This is a genomic window from Nostoc sp., from assembly GCF_035638895.1.
Classification (GTDB): domain Bacteria; phylum Cyanobacteriota; class Cyanobacteriia; order Cyanobacteriales; family Nostocaceae; genus Nostoc.
Genome location: NZ_DASQZC010000289.1, coordinates 1 through 21,176 on the forward strand (window position 1 = coordinate 1; position 21,176 = coordinate 21,176).

Genomic DNA, 21,176 nt, shown 5'->3' on the forward strand with positions numbered 1-21,176 from the left:
AAAGCTGGAATCAAAAGTTTTTCCCAAAAGCTTTCACACCTGAGTCGCACCATTACCGAAACCAGGTCTAAATCTTCCTGCACAGCTTTAGCAACGAGTCGGCGGAGATTACCAGGATCGTGTTCGATATCTGCGTCGGTCAGAAAAAAATAGTCAGGTGCAAATTTACTAGCGCTGTTTATACCTTGCTCAACTGCCCAAAGTTTGCCCGACCCAACCATTCGGCAGTGAAACGCCTGAGATAATATGCAATTGTTGGGGTTTAGCTAGGGCTTGTGCAACTCCTTCGGCAAAATTTGCTGTTTGATCTGTGCTGCGATCGTCTACTAAAAACACGTTGAAAGAACCAGGATAATCTTGAAGTAGGAGCGATGTCTACGACGAGCTTCGCTTACGCAGTGTCGTTGGTAGCAATGGGGCTTCGTTACGGGCTGGAACCACGGCACAAACCACAGGTAAGGATTCTAACTGAATTTCCGTAACCTCTAATTGCTGGTCTGTTCGCCAAAATTGTCCCCAAAAACATAGTAATCCTAACCAAATTGTCAAGGATAACAGCATCAATCCTAATACAATTACACCCATGACCTATTGCAAATTCTCAGTGACTCAGACACAATACTATGTCTACCGATAGAGAAAAATAATTTTTTCTCTGTAGTGCCGTGTTTATAACTAGGTGTTGAGGTTGAACGGTATTTCATGCAAACACAAGACAGGGTAAAAGTCAATCAAGTCGCAGATGCGATCGCAGCCAGTCAACAATATTTGCTTTCGATTCAAAATCCTGTAGGTTATTGGTGGGCAGAGTTAGAATCTAATGTCACCATCACTGCTGAAGTCGTCCTTTTGCATAAGATTTGGGGAACAGACCAAGGCAGACCTTTACACAAAGTTGAAGCATACCTGCGTCAAGAGCAACGGCAGCATGGCGGCTGGGAACTTTTCTATGGTGATGGCGGAGAACTTAGCACCTCGGTTGAAACCTACATGGCGCTAAGACTGCTAGGTGTACCAGTAACCGATCCAGCGATGATTAGAGCGAAAGCTTTTATTCTCCAACGGGGTGGGATCAGCAAAACTCGGATTTTTACCAAGTTGCACTTAGCCTTGATTGGCTGCTACAACTGGCGCGGTATTCCCTCGCTACCACCTTGGATAATGCTGTTGCCAAAAGCTTTTCCAGTTAATATCTACGAAATGTCTAGCTGGGCACGTTCTAGTACTGTGCCGTTGTTGATTGTGTGCGATCGCAAACCTGTTTTTATCACTGATCCAGCTATCAACCTAGATGAACTGTACGCTGAAGGCGTTGATCAAGTCCGGTGGGAATTACCCCAAACTGGCGATTGGACAGATTTATTCCTTACCCTTGATCAGGGGTTCAAGTTTGCAGAAAGTCTGAATTTAGTACCCTTTCGTGAAGAAGGCATCAAAGCCGCCGAAAAATGGATTTTAGAGCGCCAAGAAGCTACAGGCGACTGGGGTGGGATTATTCCAGCGATGTTAAATTCAATGCTGGCTTTGCGGTGTCTGAATTATGACAGAAGCGACCCCATTGTGGAACGAGGTTGGCAAGCAATTGATAACTTTGCCATTGAAACAGAGAATAGCTACCGAGTTCAGCCTTGTGTTTCACCCGTTTGGGATACAGCTTGGGCGATGCGTGCCTTAGTAGAATCTGGCTTTGCACCAGATCATCCCGCCGTGGTGCAAGCTGGAGAATGGTTGTTGCAAAAACAAATTTTAGATTACGGAGATTGGTCTGTAAAAAATCGTCAGGGAAAACCAGGAGCTTGGGCGTTTGAGTTTGACAATCGCTTTTATCCCGATGTAGACGATTCGGCTGTGGTGGTGATGGCTTTACATTTGGCGAAACTCCCCAATGAAGAAATTAAGCAGGCGGCGATCGCTCGTGCCTTAAACTGGATTGCATCTATGCAATGTAAACCAGGCGGCTGGGCTGCTTTTGATTTGGATAACGATCAAGATTGGCTTAACTCCATCCCCTATGGCGACTTGAAAGCGATGATTGATCCAAATACCGCAGATGTTACGGCTAGAGTCGTAGAAATGCTGGGTGCTTGTGATTTGTCAATTGATAGTGATAATTTAGAGCGATCGCTTACTTATCTTCACAGCGAACAAGAAACCGAAGGCTGTTGGTTTGGTCGTTGGGGTGTAAATTATATCTACGGCACCAGTGGCGTTTTATCAGCCTTGGCGTTAATTGCTCCTCAAAAGCATAAACTCAGTATAGAAAGAGGAGCAGCTTGGTTAGCCGGATGTCAAAATCCAGATGGTGGTTGGGGTGAAACTTGCCGCAGCTACAACGATCCCAGTCTTAAAGGAAAAGGAAATAGTACTGCATCTCAAACTGCTTGGGCTTTAATTGGTCTGTTGGCAGCAGGTGAAGCAACTGGTAAATTAGCTCTTGAGGCGATCGAGCGGGGAATTGGCTATTTAGTGACAACTCAACAGCCAAATGGTACTTGGTTTGAGGCGGATTTTACAGGTACTGGCTTTCCCTGCCATTTTTATCTCAAGTATCATCTGTATCAACAATACTTTCCTTTAATTGCACTAGGTCGCTATCAAGCAGCGATTAAAGAAAATTAGTTTGGATCATTTATTTAAAACACATTAGTTGTAGGGGCACAGTAATGCTCATTAGTGTCAACTTAAGCTAAAAGTAGCTTAACTGTTAACTGACTCGCCCGCCTCGAACTAAAGTTCTAGGCTAATAGCTAAAGTCTACTAAAGTAGACTAAAGATTTTTCAGCTTCTTGAGTCATCTAAAGATGACTTTCGCTATTAGCAAGTAACTTCAGTTCCTTGCGGGACATGGCTTTTACGTTAAGTTGACACGTATGAGTAATGCTGTGCCCGTAGAACGTGTTTATATTACTTGAAAATTGCTGTAAAAAGAAAGGTGAAGCATAGCCCCACCTTTGATTCTTGATTCAACAAAAATTGGCCGTAATCCCATCCCTTCAAAGTGTGAGAGCAATAGCCATCCGTAGATTTAGTCATTGGTACTAATGACTAATGACCAATGACTAATGACTATTACAGCACCCGCTTGAAAAAGTTCACTAAATCCTCAATGTTCGGTGTGTGAAGTAAATCTACTACTTCTGTAGCTTTTTCAGAAGGCATATAGTCATCTGGTATACCAATAATTGTAGTTCCCAAATTTTGGGCTAATTGATACCAAAAAGCTAATTTATCATCAACGCTCATTGAAGTATACTCTTGAGCAGGAATTGCTGTTTCCCCTACTTCATCTTGGTGGAGCAACTGACGCAAAGCAGAAACCTGTTCTTGCTGTGGCAAATTTTGAATTTGTGCAACTAAATTTGCAGTTTTTTCATTTGGCACATCATTGAGAGCGATCGCTGGAATTTCATCAGAAATTTCAGTATAAAGTAACGCTAGAACCATCAGGCGATCGTCTGTATCCAAACTCTGAAATTTTGATACACTTTGTTCTAAAAAGTTGACGTTTGTAGAAGTCATAAACACCTCAAATTAATTAACTACTTAAATAACTAAAAAAATATCGATTTAACTTTAAATAAGACACTACATAAATATATACTTTTAATACAAAGTAAGCATATTTAAACCAATCAAAAGACAGATTAATTCAACTATAATTACTTTTAATATATTGAGTATAAAACAAAGGGCGTTACTACTGTCAGATGCAACTGGCTAAGAACATACATGAACACAGAGTAAGAGTTTTAGTTTTTACTCTGTGTTTATTTATCAAAAAGACGCCAGTCATCTAAATTCAGGTTGATATTAAGCGACTGGCGGATATAGCAAGCTTTACCAAAAGGCATATAACACCCTTGCCCTTCTGATGACGACGATGCTGCATATCGCAGCCTAGAGTTGGTAACGCTACACTAACACCAATCGCCTAAACCTGGTGGAAAGTAAAGACATTCTGATTCCTGAATTCTTCTACTACAACCAAATTAACTTGGTATAAAAGGTAGCCTCAAGCAGCCTCAAAACTTCAAAAGTGCTAAATTTCAGCACCTGGTTTTGCTTCAGCGCCCATTGGCGAAACATAATCACGGAAAAGAGTCATTTGTTGCTCAAACTCTAATCCTTGAATTCTGCCAAGCAACTCTCGACATTCTGAGGGAAGTTCATAGTCAGAAGGTACAGTAATGATAGTACCATCATCCATACCTTGAGATAATCGATACCAAAATAGTAGCTTAGTGGTATCACCCAAAGAACCATATTCACGAGAAATTAGGGTATCCACTTTATTAATCAAATCACGCTGAACTTGTAATTGTTGTTCGTGAGATAATTCCTTAACTTGATTAAACAAACCTTCAGCAATTTCTGGGGAAACAGTGCTAGCACCAGGAGCGGCTGGCGTAATTGACTTACCCATTTCTTTATAAATGAACCAAAACAAAGCCAGTTGTTGATCCACACCCAACTGTTGCCAAGCTTGAACATGTTCACGAATAGTTGGATCGCCAGTTTGTGTAAATGTCATTATTAACTCCGATTGCAATTAATTAATTTCATTAGCAAGGTTATCAAATGTACAATTGGCGTTTTACCCTACTGAAGACAGATGTATTGGAATCCTAAAGAATAACAATTATAAACAAAACATAAATTGGGCAACCTGTAGTCCTGCATTAGAAGTATTACAGTTAGATAAAAACCAAATATCAAAAACCAACACAATACTTGCCTTTGGCAAAGTAAAGGAGTTAGCAATGGGAATGCTAGCAAATTGAAATATTATCAGGAGGTATTTCGGTAGATAGATGTTATTTTTATTGTGACAGTGCTTTTCTAAGCACTGCCCAATTCAGCGACATTAATTTATTAACGGCGACATCCAATTTTGCTTTTATTTAGCTTATTCTCGCCGATCTTGATAATCTTCAGAAGAGTTCGGATCTAACTCCCAGCGATCGCCATCACGTTCCTCTAAAATATCGTTAGTATGCAGAAACTCAGAGTCAGCCATTTCTAGCCCTACTGCTGCTTCTAGCTCCTCAGTTACATTTTGATCGGGAGTGGAAGTACTACCACCAACAGCTTCATCGCCAACTGCATCTGCATCTTGCCAATAAGCATCAACATCGCCACCAGTGAGTTCAGGACTAGTTTCTGTGTACTCCTGTCTTTCTGCTCGAATTGAGCTACCACCAATATTGTATCCCGGTAAGTCTTTCACACCAGTACCGTAAGATTCGGTAATTTCCTGTGGCAAATCATTGGTTTCAATTTCGTCATTATGATTTTTTTTTGCCATGATACTAGTCATTTTGTGCATTCTCACAATAACGTTTTCCTGTCTCTAAGTTGTCTTACTAGAGATGTATAGCTTTAGAAATAAAATATCTATCCCCTTGGTACGAAGTTAAACTACCGATCGGGACATACCATTGTAAATATGAATTCATGGTCAAGCAACTTGTAGTTGAAATTTTTAGTTATGAGTTAGTAGCTCTTAAGCTGAAATTATTCATTAGCCAAGTTCTCACTCATAACTATTTTTTATTAGTTAGCACGAATAAAAATTTAAGTGCTTCTCCATAGTAGGCAATTTAAACAAAATTTATCAGGAAAAATCCTGGCTATTTTACTTTCATAATCGATAAATATTGTAGCTAGTTAAATACTAGAAATAAACAGGTAATACAATCCATGACTGACCATAACAATCATTCCGGTAAGAAAAAAGTTGCCATTCTCATTGAACATGCAGTAGAGGATGCAGAATTTACAGTTCCTTATAATGGACTAAAACAAGCGGGAATAGAGGTAGTAGTCCTCGGTTCTCGAATGAATGAAAAATATAAGGGTAAACGCGGCAAACTTAGCATCCAAGCTGATGGTACTACCACAGAAGCGATCGCAGCCGAATTCGACGCTGTGATAATTCCCGGTGGGATGGCTCCCGATCAAATGCGGCGGAACACCAACACAGTACGTTTTGTCCAAGAAGCTATACAACAAGGAAAATTAGTCGCTGCTGTTTGTCATGGGCCACAAGTTCTGATTGAAGGCGACTTGCTCAAAGGTAAACAAGCCACTGGTTTTATCGCTATTGCCAAAGACATGATTAACGCTGGCGCAAAATATCTAGATGAGCCGGTGGTAGTTGACGGAAATTTGATTACATCTCGTGAACCTGGAGACTTGCCAATCTTCACCACAGCTATTTTGAGCCGTTTGGGTTATGGTGGCAAAGATGCTGCATTACCAAATGAAAAAGACACAAGTGCCCAATGGTGGAAGCTGGCTGATGCTTGGGGTGGCTCAACTAAAGGTGAGATCACCAAAGGTTTAAATAATGCCCTTGCTGGTGAACGTTATTCGCTAGAAGCATTTGAAAACTACTTGCAAAAGGAATCAGATAACGAAGTTAACTCAGTCTTTCAAGAAATAATTGCTAATAAACAGCGCCACATTCAAAAACTGGAAACCTATCTTCAGCGATTGGGCGAAAAACCCTCTTTAGGCGCAAATATTGCCAATCAGTATGCTAAGGTCAAAACTGCTTTAACAGGAAGTGATGATATATATCAGTTACGTTCTGCTTTAGGCGATGTGCAAACTGGTATTGGCGATATTGGCAATTTGTCTGCAATGTTCACTGATCCAGTAGCAACTGCTATTTTCAAAGAAATTTACCACGATTTATTGAAATACGAACAGCAATTGGCAGGACTATATCGGGCGCGGATAGGCGGTCAGATTCAGCCTCCTAAGCCGACTACAGGGGCTGCTGTATCAATGTAAGGTTTTTTGAACGTAGACGGCTACCGAAGAGGCGCAAATAACACACAAGAAAAAAGAGGGTATTTGCGCCTCAATCGTGAATTTACAGTAATGGAGATATAAAAAGTGACTTCAACATCAGGGGATAAATCAAGTACAAACCAGCCAGAAGCTAGTGAAGTAGAGCGTTGGGCATCCCTTATCGGTGGTGGTGCGATGGTGCTAATGGGTTTAAGACAAGGTTCATTGCGAGGAGCGCTGACGGCTTTAGCAGGTGGCGGTTTGGTTTATCAAGGTGCAACCAAGCAAAGCACAATCCAGAAAGCACAGGAAGCAATAGGTTTAAACCAAGCCATCAAAGTTGAAAAGACGGTAACAATTAATAAATCGGCAGAAGAATTGTATCGCTTTTGGCACGACTTTGAGAATTTGCCTACATTTATGAAGCATCTCAAATCTGTCAAGGTTCATAACGAAAAACGTTCTCATTGGATTGCTAATGCACCCTTGGGTAACAGCGTAGAATGGGATGCAGATATTCTCGAAGACCGGGAGAATGAATTTATTTCTTGGGCTTCTGTAGAAGGTGCAGACATTGATAACTCTGGTTTTGTCCGCTTCAAAAAAGCACCAGGCGATCGCGGCACGGAAGTTAAGGTTGTTTTGGAGTATAACCCTCCCGGTGGAGCATTGGCAGCTACCGTAGCTAAACTATTTGGTGAAGAACCAGAACAGCAAATTGGTGATGAATTACGCCGCTTCAAAATGCTAATGGAAGCAGGCGAAATTGCCACAACAGAAGGTCAAACTTCTGGACGCAAGTAGAGTTATTTGTTCTTTGTCCTCTGTCATTTGCCTAAAGCGAATGACTAATGACCAATGACTAATGACCAATGACTAAGGACTAATAACTATGAAAGCAGTCTGCTGGAACGGTGCTAATGATGTGCGGGTACAGTCGGTACCAGATCCGACAATTCTCAACCCGCGTGATGCGATTATTAAAATTACTTCCACGGCGATTTGTGGCTCTGATCTACATATTTATGGTGGCTATATTCCCACAGTGCAACAGGGTGACATTATTGGTCACGAATTCATGGGGGAAGTCGTGGAAGTTGGTAAGGGAGTCAACAATTTAAAAATAGGCGATCGCGTTGTTGTTCCTTCCACAATTGGCTGTGGTAATTGCCATTATTGCCAAGGTGATATGTGGTCATTGTGCGATAACTCCAATCCTAACGGTTGGATTGAAGAAAAATTGTTTGGCAATATCACCTCAGCCATTTATGGTTATTCCCACATGTTAGGTGGGTATGCAGGCGCACAAGCAGAATATATCCGTGTACCCTTTGCTGATGTGGGTGTCGTCAAAGTTCCGCCAGACTTACCGGATGAGATGTTGTTATTCATCTCCGATGCCATCCCCACAGGTTATATGGGGGCAGAATTATGCAATATTCAACCGGGTGATACTGTAGCCGTTTGGGGTTGCGGTGCTGTTGGACAATTTGCCATGATTAGCGCCTACATGATGGGAGCCGAAAAAGTGATCGCTATAGATCGCTTTCCCGAACGCCTGGAAATGGCGAAAAAGTTTGCCAAAGCAGAAGTGATTAACTATGAAGAAGTTAATTCTGGCGAAGCGTTGAAAGAGATGACTGGTGGACGTGGCCCCGATGCTTGCATCGATGCCGTTGGTTTAGAAGCACACGGTGTTGGTTTAGAAGGCTTCTACGACGAAACAAAACAAAAGCTCAAATTGGAAAGCGATCGTCCCCACGTTCTGCGGGAAATGATGGTCGCCTGCCGTAAAGGCGGGACTCTTTCAATCATGGGTGTTTATGGCGGTTTTGTAGACAAAATACCATTGGGTGCAGCCTTCAATAAGGGACTAACCTTTAGGATGGGACAAATGCATGGACAAAAATATATGCATTCCTTATTGCAGATGATTTTGGATGGAAAACTTGATCCATCCTTCGTTGTCACCCATCAATTGCCACTAGAACAAGCACCCCACGCCTACAACATCTTTCAACAAAAAAAGGATAACTGCATCAAAGTTGTTCTTAAACCCTAAATAGGGAATAATGATTTAGGGTTTTGAATTTTACACCCAACATAATGCAATTGAGGTTTTTTATGAATCGAGTAATTTCTTGGCTGCGGAATATTCGCATTTCCCAAATCGTTGTAGTTTTTCTCGTAGGATTTATGTTTTTGTTAGGTCAGGCTTTTAGTGACGTTAATGTTGCACAAGCTGATGTTAAAACTCCAGAAGGCACTTACTATAAAGGAATACCAGACGAGCTAAATAATCCCCAGGTAGAAAATGCTGGCAATAGATTAAAAAGCGCTGCTGATACTATCCGCGAGAAGCTAAATTTGGATGAAGAAACTCCTCGATCTACAAAAGAGTTTCTTAAGTCTACAAAAAATAAAGTCGAAGACACAGTTAAGCCATTGACTAGAGAGAAAGAAGGTTATTATAACAATCCTCCATCAAGCATTAAGAGATAGAGTCTAATTTTTTGACTCATACATTGCTTAACCAAATTTGAGTAGTGACTGAGACGCGATAATTATCGCGTCTCAAAGTTAGGCTAAATCGAGTGTTTATCTTGATATAAACAAGCCATAAATCATAACTAAACTAAGGAATAAATATTATGAAAGCAGTTTGCTGGCATGGAGCAAACGACGTGCGGGTAGATACAGTTCCCGACCCCAAAATTATTAACCCACGCGATGCCATTGTTAAAATTACTTCCACGGCAATTTGTGGTTCAGATTTGCATATTTATGACGGTTACATTCCCACCATGCAAAAAGGCGATATCCTTGGTCATGAATTCATGGGGGAAGTGGTAGAACTTGGAAGTGCAGTTAAAAATGTCAAGGTAGGCGATCGCGTCGTTGTTCCTTTCACTATATCTTGCGGTAGCTGCTTTTTCTGCAATCGCGATTTATGGTCACTGTGCGACAACTCTAACCCCAATGCTTGGTTAGTAGAGAAGCAAATGGGACATTCGCCAGCAGGTCTATTTGGCTACTCTCATTTATTCGGCGGTTACGCTGGTGGTCAAGCAGAGTATGCAAGAGTCCCCTTTGCCGATGTAGGCTTGTTCAAAATTCCCGATGGTTTAACGGATGAGCAAGTGCTATTTTTAACAGATATTTTTCCCACTGGCTACATGGCAGCCGAGAATTGCAACATCAAACCCGGTGATATTGTCGCCGTTTGGGGTTGTGGCCCAGTTGGACAGTTCGCCATCAGAAGCGCATATATGCTAGGCGCGGAACGTGTTATTGCCTTTGACCGCGTTCCTGAACGTCTGCAAATGGCTAAAGAATACGGCAAAGCTGAAGTTCTGAACTACGAAGAAGTAAATATTGGCGAAGCACTCAAAGAAATGACTGGCGGTCGTGGCCCCGATGCTTGCATAGATGCAGTAGGAATGGAAGCACACGGCACAGACTTGATGGCATTCTACGACCAGGTAAAGCAAGCAGTACGTCTCGAAACAGACCGTCCGACGGCATTACGGCAAGTAATAGTATCTGCTGCTAAAGGTGGTCATGTATCAATTGCGGGTGTGTATGGTGGCTTTTTAGATAAAATCCCAATGGGTGCTGCCATGAACAAGGGATTAACCTTCAAAATGGGACAAACGAATGTCCACAAGTATCTAAAACCTTTGCTAGAACACATCCAAAACGGTGATATTGATCCAACGTTTATAATCACTCACACCTTACCTCTAGAACAAGCGCCCCACGGCTACGAAATTTTTAAGCACAAGAAAGATAACTGCATCAAAGTTGTACTCAAACCGTAGTAGGGAATAGGGAATAGAAAAGAGTTTCCCAATACCCAATACCCAATACCTAATATAAAGAGGCAAAAAATATGTCTGATACAACCGTTATTAAAGTAGACTCTAGCCATTCCCCTAAAGGTAAACTTGGTCAAAAATATCTTGCATCAGGTAAAACCATTTCCATGCGCCTGTGGGAGAATGAGCAACCGAACGAACCTAAAGAGCCAACAGCACGAGAATATGAAACTGTTGGTTATGTAATCAATGGTCGTGCAGAATTGCATATTGAAGGGCAAACGATTTTACTAGAGCCTGGTAGTTCTTGGGTAGTACCACAAGGAGCCAGCCACACTTACAAAATCCTAGAAGCATTTACTGCTGTTGAGGCAACCAGTCCACCCGCTCAAGTTCACGGGCGAGACGAAAACTGATTTGCAGTTATCTGAGTTTTGCGTTAGCGTTCGCGTAGCGTCTCGCAGAGAAGGTATCGCTAAAAACTTATAGCAATCCTAAATGAGTTGTGAAAATTGAGAGACTAAGATCCCCGACTTCTCAAAGAAGTCGGGGATCTTATGTTCACGACTGATTTAGAACTGCTATATAGCTGCTTTCAAGTGCATGGAATATAAAGCGTTCGTAGGAGAACAACACTCTTGTTCCCCTATTTACTCTGACTCGTTATCTAGCCTACTAAAGCAATACAATAAACTACTGCCTTTTGGTTATACCTTTCTCGAAAGAAGCCAGAGCTTTTTGAAATCCTTTCCTAGACAGAACTATAAAGAAAAAAGCCCTAGCCGGAATACTTATTTAAAAGTATTTTTTTTATCAGACTAGAGGCTGATGAAGATAAAGCATTTGATTAGTTTCCTAGTAATAAGAGGCTACGCAAAATCGCATAAAAGTTTGGCAACTGTTTGATTTTGTGTAAACGACATTTATTAACGAGGAATTCAAATGTTTTATCACAATAAGAAACTTCAGCATTTTAAGCCACCAGAAAAACCAGATGCAGTTTACGCAATGAAAATTCAAGAACTCATCGGCGGCACTTTTGGTGAAATGACCGTCATGATGCAGTATCTGTTTCAAGGCTGGAACTGTCGAGGCCCTGCCAAGTACCGAGATATGCTGTTAGATGTTGGTACTGAAGAAATCGGTCATATTGAGATGCTGGCAACGATGATTGCCCATCTTCTAGATAAAGCACCGATCAAAATGCAAGAAGAAAGTGCAAAAGATGCGGTAGTCGGTGCTGTGATGGGCGGTAGTAGCCCACGAGATGTAATTATGGCCGCGGCAATGAACCCCCAACACGCTATTGTGTCTGGTTTGGGTGCAACACCATCTGATAGCGTCGGCTATCCTTGGAACGGTCGCTTTATTGTCTCCAGTGGCAACCTGTTGGCAGATTTCCGGTCTAATCTCCACGCCGAAAGTCAAGGACGTTTGCAAGCAGTGCGACTGTATGAGATGACAGACGATCCAGGAGTGAAAGATACTTTGAGCTTTATGATCGCTCGTGATACCATGCATCAAAACTTGTGGCTAGCAACTATTGAGGATTTAGAAAGCTCTGGATTGGAAACCACGCCAGTTCCCAGTTCCTTCCCGTTGGAATTGGAGAAACGCGAGTTTTCTTATCAGTTCTGGAATCACTCAGAAGGCACAGAAAGCTCTGAAGGTCGTTGGGCAAAAGGCCCCTCAATGGATGGCAAAGGCGAATTCGAGTATGTGGAAAATCCCCAACCATTAGGCCCAGAACCGCAACCTCCTGTGCCCGATCCAAGACTGCATGGTACCTCGAAAATGCCACAGGCATAAGGCAAGGGTTCAAGCGCACCTCTTTGATTGAGCTTACAATAACTATCGGTGGCTAATCATTGGCATAGAGTTGTATTCACATTTGTTCTAATAAGACTTGATTCCCCCAATTCTCCTTGCAAAAGAAAGTTGGGGGAATTTTTGATGAAGATGCATCAGCTAGATAGCCTTCATTTGGTAGTTTGATAGATTAGGAAGGTGAAAGTAGTAAGAGCGATGCTAGAAACGAAATCCTTATCTGTTGACTGCTCCAAAGAAAAGGAAGATGGGTATAAACGAATTTTTTCGCGATCGCACTTCCACGATGCTGTTCGCGGTTCATGTAAATTGTATATTATAGCAACCGTATAGTCTATTAGGACATAGACTACAAGTATTATCATGACCTGCCTGGTCTGATTTGCTATGGCTAAACCCTACAGTTACGACTTCCGCCAGAAAGTGATCCAATCCATCTAGTTAGATGGATTGAAGAAAAGTGAAGCCAGTAAACTCTTCAACATCAGCCGCGACACGATCAACCTGTGGTTGCAGCGCAAAGCCCGAACGGAGCCGTTCGCGTAGCGTCTCGTAGAGAAGCCCAACCACCCGGCAGGCAACAACCACTCTCATCACAGACTGGGATCAATTTCGGGCTTTTGCTAAATCTCATGGTGACAAAACCGAGGTGGAGATGGCTCAACTGTCGGAAGGCGACATCAGCCATCATTCATACGTTTCATTTCTAAGAACTCTTTCAAGCGAATTATTCAAGGTAGAAATGTACCGATTTTCTCAGTTGGTATTGCTTGAAGACTATACTGAAGCTATTAAAATTGCTCCTCAAAATATGAACGCTTACATAAAACGTTGCCATGCCAATTTTAACGGCTCAAAAAAATGTCCGAAGTATTGATATATCTCCAAAGCTGTAATTACTGTAAACCAAATCTTTTTTTGCAAGAGGCCTTTTACATAAACTTCTAAAAGCTGAAAGCATATCTTTCAAGATTTTACATAAATTTTCTAAAAGTAAGTAAATTAACGCAATTTTAAGCGTTTTGGTGTTTTTCCGTGTTACTACTGTAATTTTCCTCTGCTCTGATAGCTATAAATGAAACATGACACCGAAGCAAGACAAAACTGAGTAATAAGACATTCTCTTATGCATTATCGTTTAGCGCTAACCTCTGGATTGATTCTTGCAAGCTTTGTTAGTATCACTCCGGTTGCGCTAGCTGAGGTAACTTTTAATAATCTCACCTCTGGTGTTTTAGAGCCAGTAGGAGGAGATGATAAAGTGCTTGAGTCAGTTAACCCAACGACTCTTGCTGTAAGTATACCTTATAACACAGTTGCCAATATTACCGTTTTGCCTCTTAGCTTGGTATTTGGTGCTTCAAACGATCCCAATGGGACAAAACGGTTGGCGATTGTAAATTTTGGCTCAACTAGTCTGAGAAGTGATGTGAGCAATAATACTGCCACTTTAGCACCAGGAGAGACAAATTTGGAAGTCAGATTGCGCGTAGAACGTCCTGTTGCATTTATTGCAGGAACTTACAACTACGCTGTGAATCTGAATGTTACCATCACCCCGCCGTAAGTTGTTTCCGGGATTTTACAACAGACAGACTTTTACTACAACTGGAAAATTTTTTATGTTGCGTCGTTCTTTATTCGCTTCTGCTTTGATGTTAGCTAGCACTGTTGGTTTTGCTGGTGTTGCTAGTGCTGATACGGCTACTGTTACATTTAGTGGTAGTATACCTGGCGTATGTACTTTTGATAATGCTACTGCTAGTGGTTCTTTGGCGACCAGTTCTTCTTATGGTAATCAGTACTTATTTGCCTCCCAAGGATATGCAGGAACTGAAGCTAGTCTCAACGTTACTTGCAATACTGCTGGTACCGTTTCTATAGGTCAGGCTACACCGAGCAGTTCCAACCCTGTTGCAACTATTGCAAACGTAGGCTTTGGTAGTTATTGGGACACTAACCCTATATCTGTTAGTGCAGGTTCTACAGTTCCAGTCAAAGTATCTATGTACGCCTATTCCCAAAACTATGGACAACTTCCATCTGGAAACTACCAGTACACAGTGACTCTGACAGCCGCAGGAAACTAGTTAGCCAACTTGTAGTCAATAATTTCTTTCATAGTTATTAATGAATTATTGACGGGTTGAAATTTTGGCTCAACTAGCCTGAGAAGTGATGTGAGCAATAATACTGCCACTTTAGCACCAGGAGAGACAAATTTGGAAGTCAGATTGCGCGTAGAACGTCCTGTTGCATTTATTGCAGGAACTTACAACTACGCTGTGAATCTGAATGTTACCATTACCCCACCGTAAGTTGTTTCCGGGATTTTACAACAGACAGACTTTTACTACAACTGGAGAATTTTTTATGTTGCATCGTTCTTTATTCGCTTCTGTTTTGATGTTAGTTAGCACTGTTGGTTTTGCTGGTGTTGCTAGTGCTGACACCGCTACTGTTACATTTAGTGGCAGTATAGATGGTGTATGTACTTTTGATAATGCTACTGCTAGTGGTTCTTTGGCGACCAGTTCTTCTTATGGTAATCAGTACTTATTTGCCTCCCAAGGGTATGCAGGAACTGAAGCTACTCTCAACGTTACTTGCAATACTCCTGGTACCGTTTCTATAGGTCAGGTTACACCGAGCAGTTCTAACCCTGTTGGAACTATTGCACAGGCAGGCTTTGGTAGTTATTGGAACAGTTCCCCTATCTCTGTTAGTGCAGGTTCTACAGTTCCAGTTCAAGTATCTATGATTGCCTATGACCAAAATGGAGGACAACTTCCATCTGGGAACTATCAGTACACTGTAACTGTTACAGCCGCAGGAAACTAGTTAGCCAACATCTAGTCGATAGTCCATATAGCTTGACATTGATTAATGAATTATCGACTAAATATTTTGATTCTAAAGATAGAATTTCATATTTTTATCCATTTGTCAACATAAATTTGGCATTTGACCAGACGCGATTAATCAATCGCGTCTTTTCTAGTGTTCATTTTCTTTCTCGTCAGGAAATTGTGAGTGAGCAAAGAAGAGGGAAAAAATACAATTTCCTTGAGCCTTCCCCTTTTCCTCAGCTTCTACAAAAACTCCAATATCGATCAATGTTAGTTGGGTACGAATGCAGGGAATTATAGATTGGGAGCCAAAAACATTTAAGCTCCACTACCGTTCAGTCCAAAAGAATTGATTTTATGGGTAGCACAGGTGAAACCCAACAAATCCTACCTAAATTTATATTTTAGTTTCTAAGTGGACTGTATTCACTGATCTGGCTAATAATTGTTTTTTCCTCAGTTAAATTTTAAATAGCTTATGAAGTATCAAATTATTCGTACTGCTTTACGCCTGAGTGCTCTGGTTTTATCAGGAGTATGTCTTTTTTCTAGCGCTGCTTTTGCAGAGGTTAGCATATCACCTCTGGTACTTGAAGGAGAGGCAAAACGCGGTCAATATCAAGATGCAATCAACATTACAAACTCAAGTAAAGAAGCCCTTCGTGCTCGTGTCTACGTTGAGTTTTTTAACTATGGTGATGGTGGATTTCAAACTGTGCCTTCTAATCCTAGTGACCTTAGTCCCTATCTACAATTTTCGCCACGGGAGTTGACTGTACCGCCAGGGAAAACCCGACGAATACGTCTAATTTCTCGACTTGCTCCTAGCCTTCCTGATGGGGAGTATCGAGCTGTAGTTTTCACAGAAAATTTGAAAGAGACAACAGGGGTAGATAAAAATGGTGCCGCTATTAATCTTAAAACTCGTATTGGCGTGACAGTTTATGTCCGTAAGGGTAAACTGTCTCCGAATTTAGCTGTGGATCGAGCTAGCTTTAATGATAAACAAAAACAGATTCAAGTTTTGGTTCGCAATTCTGGAACAGCGTCGGCTCGAACTTCACTCAACTGGACACTAAAGCAAGGAGAAAAGGTTGTCAAAACTGGCAGTATTATTCCTAGTTCTATAATTGCAAAACAAGAGCGAAATCTGTTACTTAATTTTCCTGATAAAGATCATCATCTTACCCCTGGTAACTATCAACTAAGTGGTGAGTTGACATGGGGTGAAGAGAACAACAAAAGCAAACTTCCATTTAATATTAATGTAACTGTACCACCTCAAACTGCTGGCTCACCTGAAGGCAATGGATTACCAAGATTAAATATTAAAAAGTAAAAAGGTAAGAAGTGGGTACTAGTATTTATTATTACTTCTTGCTGACTTCTTCCACTTGCCTAAAATCCTGCTCGAACCTCATACCTCATCCCTCTCGGTTTGCAGAAAGGGGTGCAGTCGGCGTGTGGAAGAAGATTTTTTTTCATAGGCAATTATCAGCCTGCAATTTAAATCCCAGATGGTTGAAAGGTTGGGTATCACTTTTACCTTTTGCCTTTTACCTTCTAATGGCCACCTCAGTAGGAGCTAATCCATCGATTCCAGAGGGAACTAATCCGCAAATCACGAATCCACCAACGCCTACTGTCACTCCCCCAATCCCAACGGGGGCTATTCCTCTTCCTGACAAGCCGGCAATCCCTACACCCATTACTCCAGCAGAGTTGCCTAAAAAAGACCCAGGAAAACTAAGTGTATTTCCAGTAGGGTTGAATCTGGGCAAGCGCAATGTGAATCCTAGCATCTTGGTGCGAGGGCAAGAAGATGGGACACAGGCAATTAATTTTGACAATTGGCTGTTGTCTTATGATGATGTAATTCAAGCATTGAAATTGAATGTTACCTCTTTACCAGATGGTCAGTTAGAAGTGCGAACGGCCGGTATTGTGACTCGGATTGACCCGAAAAAAATTCGCACCGATCCAGAACTAGGACTGGTTTTTTCAACTCAAGAGCTACAAACTCTGTTTGGTGTGAAAGCTGAATTTGACATTAATGAGTATGCAATTGTACTAGAAGTCCCTTGGTTAAATAAATCCAGTACCAACCTTGCAGAGACAGAAACTCCAATTCAACTAGAAGGATTGCCACGCATTGCACCTGCAAATTTAAGTTTGGCGGCGGTTGAACAAAAGCTAAATGTTACTGGAACCCAAAATAGCTCACCGAGTTATAAAGGAGAATTTGTCGCTGTCGGTAGTGCTTTCGGTGGATCGTGGTTCCTCCGTACCAATCAACGCAACTTGCAAGATTGGCAAACTTGGAACATTACTGATGCTCAGTTTTTGCGACAAACCGATCAAGCTGATTATATTGTTGGTTCCCAACAGACTTTTTGGCAAACTCAACAAACTCAGCAAACAGATGGAGACGGCTATTGGGGCTTTACATTTATTCAACGACAGGGGTTTGTACCCCGTCAAGCCTTAGGTGCTGGCTCTACAGATTATCGCCAACGTTTAGAAGCAGGCTCAATCGGACGTACAATTTCTGGTAGGGCAGAACCGGGTACTTTAGTGCGGTTGACACAAAGTATTGGCGATCGCGTTATTGCGGAAGTGTTGGTAGATTCTTCTGGTATTTACCGCTTTGAGAATATCAAGAATAATAACCAATTCTTTAGCGGAGGCTATCGCATCTTACTGTACCCTCAAGGACGGCTCACAGCCCAACCGGAAATACGCGATGCCAGTTTTTCTAGTGTACCAGGGCAGTTACCAATGGGAGCGTCAGCGTTAATCGTTTCTGGCGGGTTGCGACGTTCGGATACTGAAAATACAGGTTTGTTGGGCAACTTTTCGGATTTCCGGGGTGGAATTGCCCAAAGATGGGGTTTATCGGAAAATCTGACGGTAGGTTTAGGTGGAGTTTACGACAAATCTGCTAGAGCAATGGCGGAATTATTTTATCGTCCCTCAAACATACCTTTACAGGTAGCAGTATCAGCACTAACTGGTGATGAGTGGGTGTGGAACGCAGATATTCGCTATGACCCAACTCCCAGCCTAAGTGCTGCATTTACAAGTGATGGCTATTCTAATCGTTTGTATGTCGATTGGCGAGTGTTTAGTGGTTTCACCTTGTTCGCAAACGCTGACAGCCAGAACGGTATAGCTGGTGGAGTGCAACTTAACTTTAGTAGCAACAATGCTTTTACCTTTGCTCGTGCCAGCTTAGATAGTAAAAATAACTTACGCTGGAATTTGCTGCAACGTCTCGGCAAAATGGAATTCACCCAACGCGGTAATGAAGTTGGCACTTTGTCAGAATTTAGCTATAACTTTTCTAAAAATCTTTTTTCAAATACGGGAAGCTCATTGCTGTTAAGTTATGAAACACAAAATCAAAATCTCAGCAACAACTTACTAAGTGTAGGCTGGCGCTATCGCTCACCGCAGCAGGCGATTGATGGTAGCTATCTGTGGGAAGCACAACTAGGCTATGGCATTGGCTCTCAGGGTAGTGGACTAGTAGTCACATTATCAACAGCAATTTTACCAGGTTTGCTGTTGCGGGGACGTTATCAAGGTGTATCAGTGACTTCCGATCAAGCTAGTTTCAGTGTAGATTTAGTGTCTAGCTTAGGTTTACAACAAGGTATTACCCCAGGCGATCGCCGTTCTGAATACTTCCGTACCCAAGGTGGATTGTTGATTCAGCCATTTTTTGACCGCAACAGTAATGGTAAACGCGATGCAGGTGAAGACGCTTATACAGAGAACGCTGAGTCGCTACTTGTCATCAACACCAACTCTATTAAACCTTTTAAACCAGATATTCGAGGTGATCGCATTTTATTACGTCTTGCACCTGGAAGTTATCGTCTTGACCTCGATCCAGCAGGTTTTCCCCCGGACTGGCAAGCTACAGTTGATGCCTTAGCCGTTGATGTAGTCGCTGGCGGTTATACTCCAATTTTGATACCACTATTTCGTGCTTACACACGATCAGGGGTAGTTACAGATGCTCAAGGTAAAGTCGTTGCAGGCGCACGGGTAGAAGCTATACAACCAGATAAGGGGAGTCGGCATTTTTCCGTGACTAACGGTGCAGGAGTATATTATTTAGAAGGCTTGCAGCAGGGTAACTATACTTTGCAAATCAACGGGAAATTGGCTGACAGTTTGAAATTGGAAGAGTCTTCTGAACCATTCCAAGAACTTAATTTGCAACAGCGCTAAAGTTTGGAACTGGTAGTAAACGTATTCGACTTTGTTTTGTATAAAAGAGTGTGAGGTTTTTAATTCCCCAACGACATTAGCGAAGAAATAGAGGCAGGAGAAGGAATCAAAATTATCAGAAAGCAGCGACTCTTTACAAATAACAAGAAGCAACAGATAAGTACAAAAAAATTATTTACAAAATTCAGAAGCTTCAGCAGAGAAAGCCCCAATCTTCCAATTAAATTTATCCTAACCTTTACCAGATTGGCTAATGACGAGAAATAAGAATCACCTTAAACTTGTCACAAGACAAGTAAGGCGATCGCCTTTCCTAATTTCTCAACAAACCTCATGCCCTGCGGAATATATGCTATGATTTTATATCAGCATTTACTACTGCGTTGATCGCAGCTTCTAGTGCGATCGCTACATGAGTCCAATGAGTTCCCCCCTGGCAATAAACCACATAGGGTTCACGCAAAGGCCCATCTGCCGATAATTCCAAGGTACTGCCTTCAATAAATGTCCCCCCAGCCATGACTACTTTACTCTCATACCCCGGCATTTCATCTGGAACAGGGTCAAGATAGGAACCGATGGGAGAATGCTGTTGTATCGCCTTACAGAAAGCAATTAGCTTTTCGGCAGAACCGAGTTTGATTGCCTGAATTACATCTCCACGGGGAGCCAGAGGTGCGGGATTCACTGGATAACCGAGTTTGTCAAATACATAACCAGTTAAATATGTCCCTTTCATCGCCTCTCCTACCATTTGCGGAGCCAAAAATAAGCCTTGGAACAGCAGGCGATTTTGGTCAAAAGTAGCGCCGCCATAACTACCGATACCGGGAGCAGTAAGGCGACAAGCAGATGCTTCCACTAAGTCGGCGCGACCAGCAACATAACCGCCAGCGCTGACAATAGTACCACCAGGATTTTTAATCAATGACCCCGCCATTAAATCAGCACCTACTGCTGTGGGTTCCCTGGTTTCAATAAATTCGCCGTAGCAGTTATCTACAAAGCAAACTGTATTTGGGTTTTGCTGTTTGACTAAGTGAACGATTTTTTCAATATCGGAAATTGATAAACTAGGACGCCAAGAATAGCCACAAGAACGCTGAATTAACACTAAACGAGTGTTTTCATCCACACTAGTACTTAAAGCTTGCCAATCTATAGTTCCTTCTAAGGTTAGCTCCAATTGGCGGTAATTTATGCCAAACTCGATAAGAGAGCCTTGGCCTTGACCTCGTAAACCAATGACTTCTTCAAGTGTATCGTAGGGAGAACCGACTACTGCTAACATTTCATCTCCAGGACGGAGAACACCAAACAAAGCACAAGCGATCGCATGAGTTCCCGAAACGAACTGCACTCGCACGGCCGCAGCTTCAGCGCCCATAACTTCGGCAAAAACTTTATCTAAAGTTTCTCGTCCTAAATCATCGTGACCATAGCCACTTACACCAGCAAAATGGTGTGCGCCTACACGGTGATTACGAAAAGCATTCAGCACTCGTTTTAGATTATGCTTGACCTGAGTGTCAATTCCAGAAAAAATTTCTAATAGTGCCTGTTCTGCTTGCCGCAGCTGCTCTAAGCTGTTCATCAGTTCCTCGTTCAAAAAAAATTAAATTTATAGATATGCGGATTTTAAAAT

General features: G+C 42.0%; 18 protein-coding genes and 1 pseudogene. 14 read left to right on the forward strand and 5 right to left on the reverse strand.

Annotated elements, in window-relative coordinates:
* Positions 1-585, reverse strand: a pseudogene (locus tag VE944_RS14070) (glycosyltransferase); the annotation flags it as partial.
* A gap of 117 nt (positions 586-702) precedes the next feature.
* Here VE944_RS14070 and shc point away from each other — a divergent pair.
* The gene (gene shc / locus VE944_RS14075; RefSeq protein ID WP_324977976.1) at positions 703-2,619 is read left to right on the forward strand and encodes a squalene--hopene cyclase; all 1,917 of its coding nucleotides are present in this window, start codon (positions 703-705) and stop codon (positions 2,617-2,619) included.
* 450 nt (positions 2,620-3,069) lie between these two features.
* Here the strand turns inward: shc and VE944_RS14080 are convergent, their stop codons facing one another.
* The 3 genes from VE944_RS14080 to VE944_RS14090 form a co-directional block, all read right to left on the reverse strand.
* A complete protein-coding gene (locus VE944_RS14080) occupies positions 3,070-3,519 on the reverse strand; it encodes an orange carotenoid protein N-terminal domain-containing protein (RefSeq protein ID WP_324977979.1) in 450 nt (149 codons plus the stop codon).
* A gap of 520 nt (positions 3,520-4,039) precedes the next feature.
* On the reverse strand, positions 4,040-4,531 hold the full coding sequence (locus VE944_RS14085; RefSeq protein ID WP_324977980.1) for an orange carotenoid protein N-terminal domain-containing protein: 492 nt from the start codon (positions 4,529-4,531) through the stop codon (positions 4,040-4,042).
* 375 nt (positions 4,532-4,906) lie between these two features.
* Complete coding sequence (locus tag VE944_RS14090; RefSeq protein ID WP_324977982.1) at positions 4,907-5,305, reverse strand: DUF6335 family protein; 399 nt, start codon at positions 5,303-5,305, stop codon at positions 4,907-4,909.
* A 395-nt stretch (positions 5,306-5,700) separates the two neighbouring features.
* On the opposite strand from VE944_RS14090, the gene VE944_RS14095 reads away from it, so the two are divergent.
* The 13 genes from VE944_RS14095 (at position 5,701) to VE944_RS14160 (ending at position 19,531) form a co-directional block, all read left to right on the forward strand.
* Positions 5,701-6,798, forward strand: coding sequence for a DJ-1/PfpI/YhbO family deglycase/protease (locus VE944_RS14095; protein WP_324977984.1), 1,098 nt, complete (start codon positions 5,701-5,703; stop codon positions 6,796-6,798).
* Positions 6,799-6,903: 105 nt separating this feature from the next.
* Positions 6,904-7,602 carry an SRPBCC family protein gene (locus VE944_RS14100; protein ID WP_324977986.1) on the forward strand — a complete coding sequence of 233 codons (699 nt, stop codon included), beginning with the start codon at positions 6,904-6,906 and terminating at the stop codon, positions 7,600-7,602.
* Positions 7,603-7,690: 88 nt separating this feature from the next.
* The gene (locus tag VE944_RS14105; RefSeq protein ID WP_324977988.1) at positions 7,691-8,860 is read left to right on the forward strand and encodes a zinc-dependent alcohol dehydrogenase; all 1,170 of its coding nucleotides are present in this window, start codon (positions 7,691-7,693) and stop codon (positions 8,858-8,860) included.
* A gap of 62 nt (positions 8,861-8,922) precedes the next feature.
* The gene (locus VE944_RS14110; RefSeq protein ID WP_324977990.1) at positions 8,923-9,300 is read left to right on the forward strand and encodes a hypothetical protein; all 378 of its coding nucleotides are present in this window, start codon (positions 8,923-8,925) and stop codon (positions 9,298-9,300) included.
* 149 nt (positions 9,301-9,449) lie between these two features.
* The gene (locus VE944_RS14115) at positions 9,450-10,619 is read left to right on the forward strand and encodes a zinc-dependent alcohol dehydrogenase (RefSeq protein WP_324977992.1); all 1,170 of its coding nucleotides are present in this window, start codon (positions 9,450-9,452) and stop codon (positions 10,617-10,619) included.
* Between the two features lie 71 nt (positions 10,620-10,690).
* Entirely contained in the window at positions 10,691-11,032 is a 342-nt protein-coding gene (locus VE944_RS14120; RefSeq protein ID WP_324977993.1) for a cupin domain-containing protein, read from the forward strand.
* A gap of 526 nt (positions 11,033-11,558) precedes the next feature.
* The gene (locus tag VE944_RS14125; protein ID WP_324977995.1) at positions 11,559-12,425 is read left to right on the forward strand and encodes a manganese catalase; all 867 of its coding nucleotides are present in this window, start codon (positions 11,559-11,561) and stop codon (positions 12,423-12,425) included.
* A gap of 1,144 nt (positions 12,426-13,569) precedes the next feature.
* Positions 13,570-14,010 carry a hypothetical protein gene (locus VE944_RS14135; RefSeq protein ID WP_324977997.1) on the forward strand — a complete coding sequence of 147 codons (441 nt, stop codon included), beginning with the start codon at positions 13,570-13,572 and terminating at the stop codon, positions 14,008-14,010.
* Between the two features lie 55 nt (positions 14,011-14,065).
* On the forward strand, positions 14,066-14,533 hold the full coding sequence (locus VE944_RS14140) for a hypothetical protein (RefSeq protein WP_324977999.1): 468 nt from the start codon (positions 14,066-14,068) through the stop codon (positions 14,531-14,533).
* A gap of 90 nt (positions 14,534-14,623) precedes the next feature.
* Positions 14,624-14,761 carry a hypothetical protein gene (locus VE944_RS14145; RefSeq protein WP_324978000.1) on the forward strand — a complete coding sequence of 46 codons (138 nt, stop codon included), beginning with the start codon at positions 14,624-14,626 and terminating at the stop codon, positions 14,759-14,761.
* Positions 14,762-14,816: 55 nt separating this feature from the next.
* On the forward strand, positions 14,817-15,284 hold the full coding sequence (locus VE944_RS14150) for a hypothetical protein (protein WP_324978001.1): 468 nt from the start codon (positions 14,817-14,819) through the stop codon (positions 15,282-15,284).
* Positions 15,285-15,770: 486 nt separating this feature from the next.
* Positions 15,771-16,631 carry a fimbrial biogenesis chaperone gene (locus VE944_RS14155; protein WP_324978003.1) on the forward strand — a complete coding sequence of 287 codons (861 nt, stop codon included), beginning with the start codon at positions 15,771-15,773 and terminating at the stop codon, positions 16,629-16,631.
* Positions 16,632-16,858: 227 nt separating this feature from the next.
* Positions 16,859-19,531 (forward strand): carboxypeptidase-like regulatory domain-containing protein, encoded by a 2,673-nt coding sequence (locus tag VE944_RS14160; protein WP_324978004.1) that lies wholly within the window; start codon positions 16,859-16,861, stop codon positions 19,529-19,531.
* A 352-nt stretch (positions 19,532-19,883) separates the two neighbouring features.
* Here the strand turns inward: VE944_RS14160 and VE944_RS14165 are convergent, their stop codons facing one another.
* Positions 19,884-21,125, reverse strand: coding sequence for a methionine gamma-lyase family protein (locus VE944_RS14165; protein ID WP_324978005.1), 1,242 nt, complete (start codon positions 21,123-21,125; stop codon positions 19,884-19,886).
* Between the last annotated feature and the right edge of the window lie 51 nt (positions 21,126-21,176).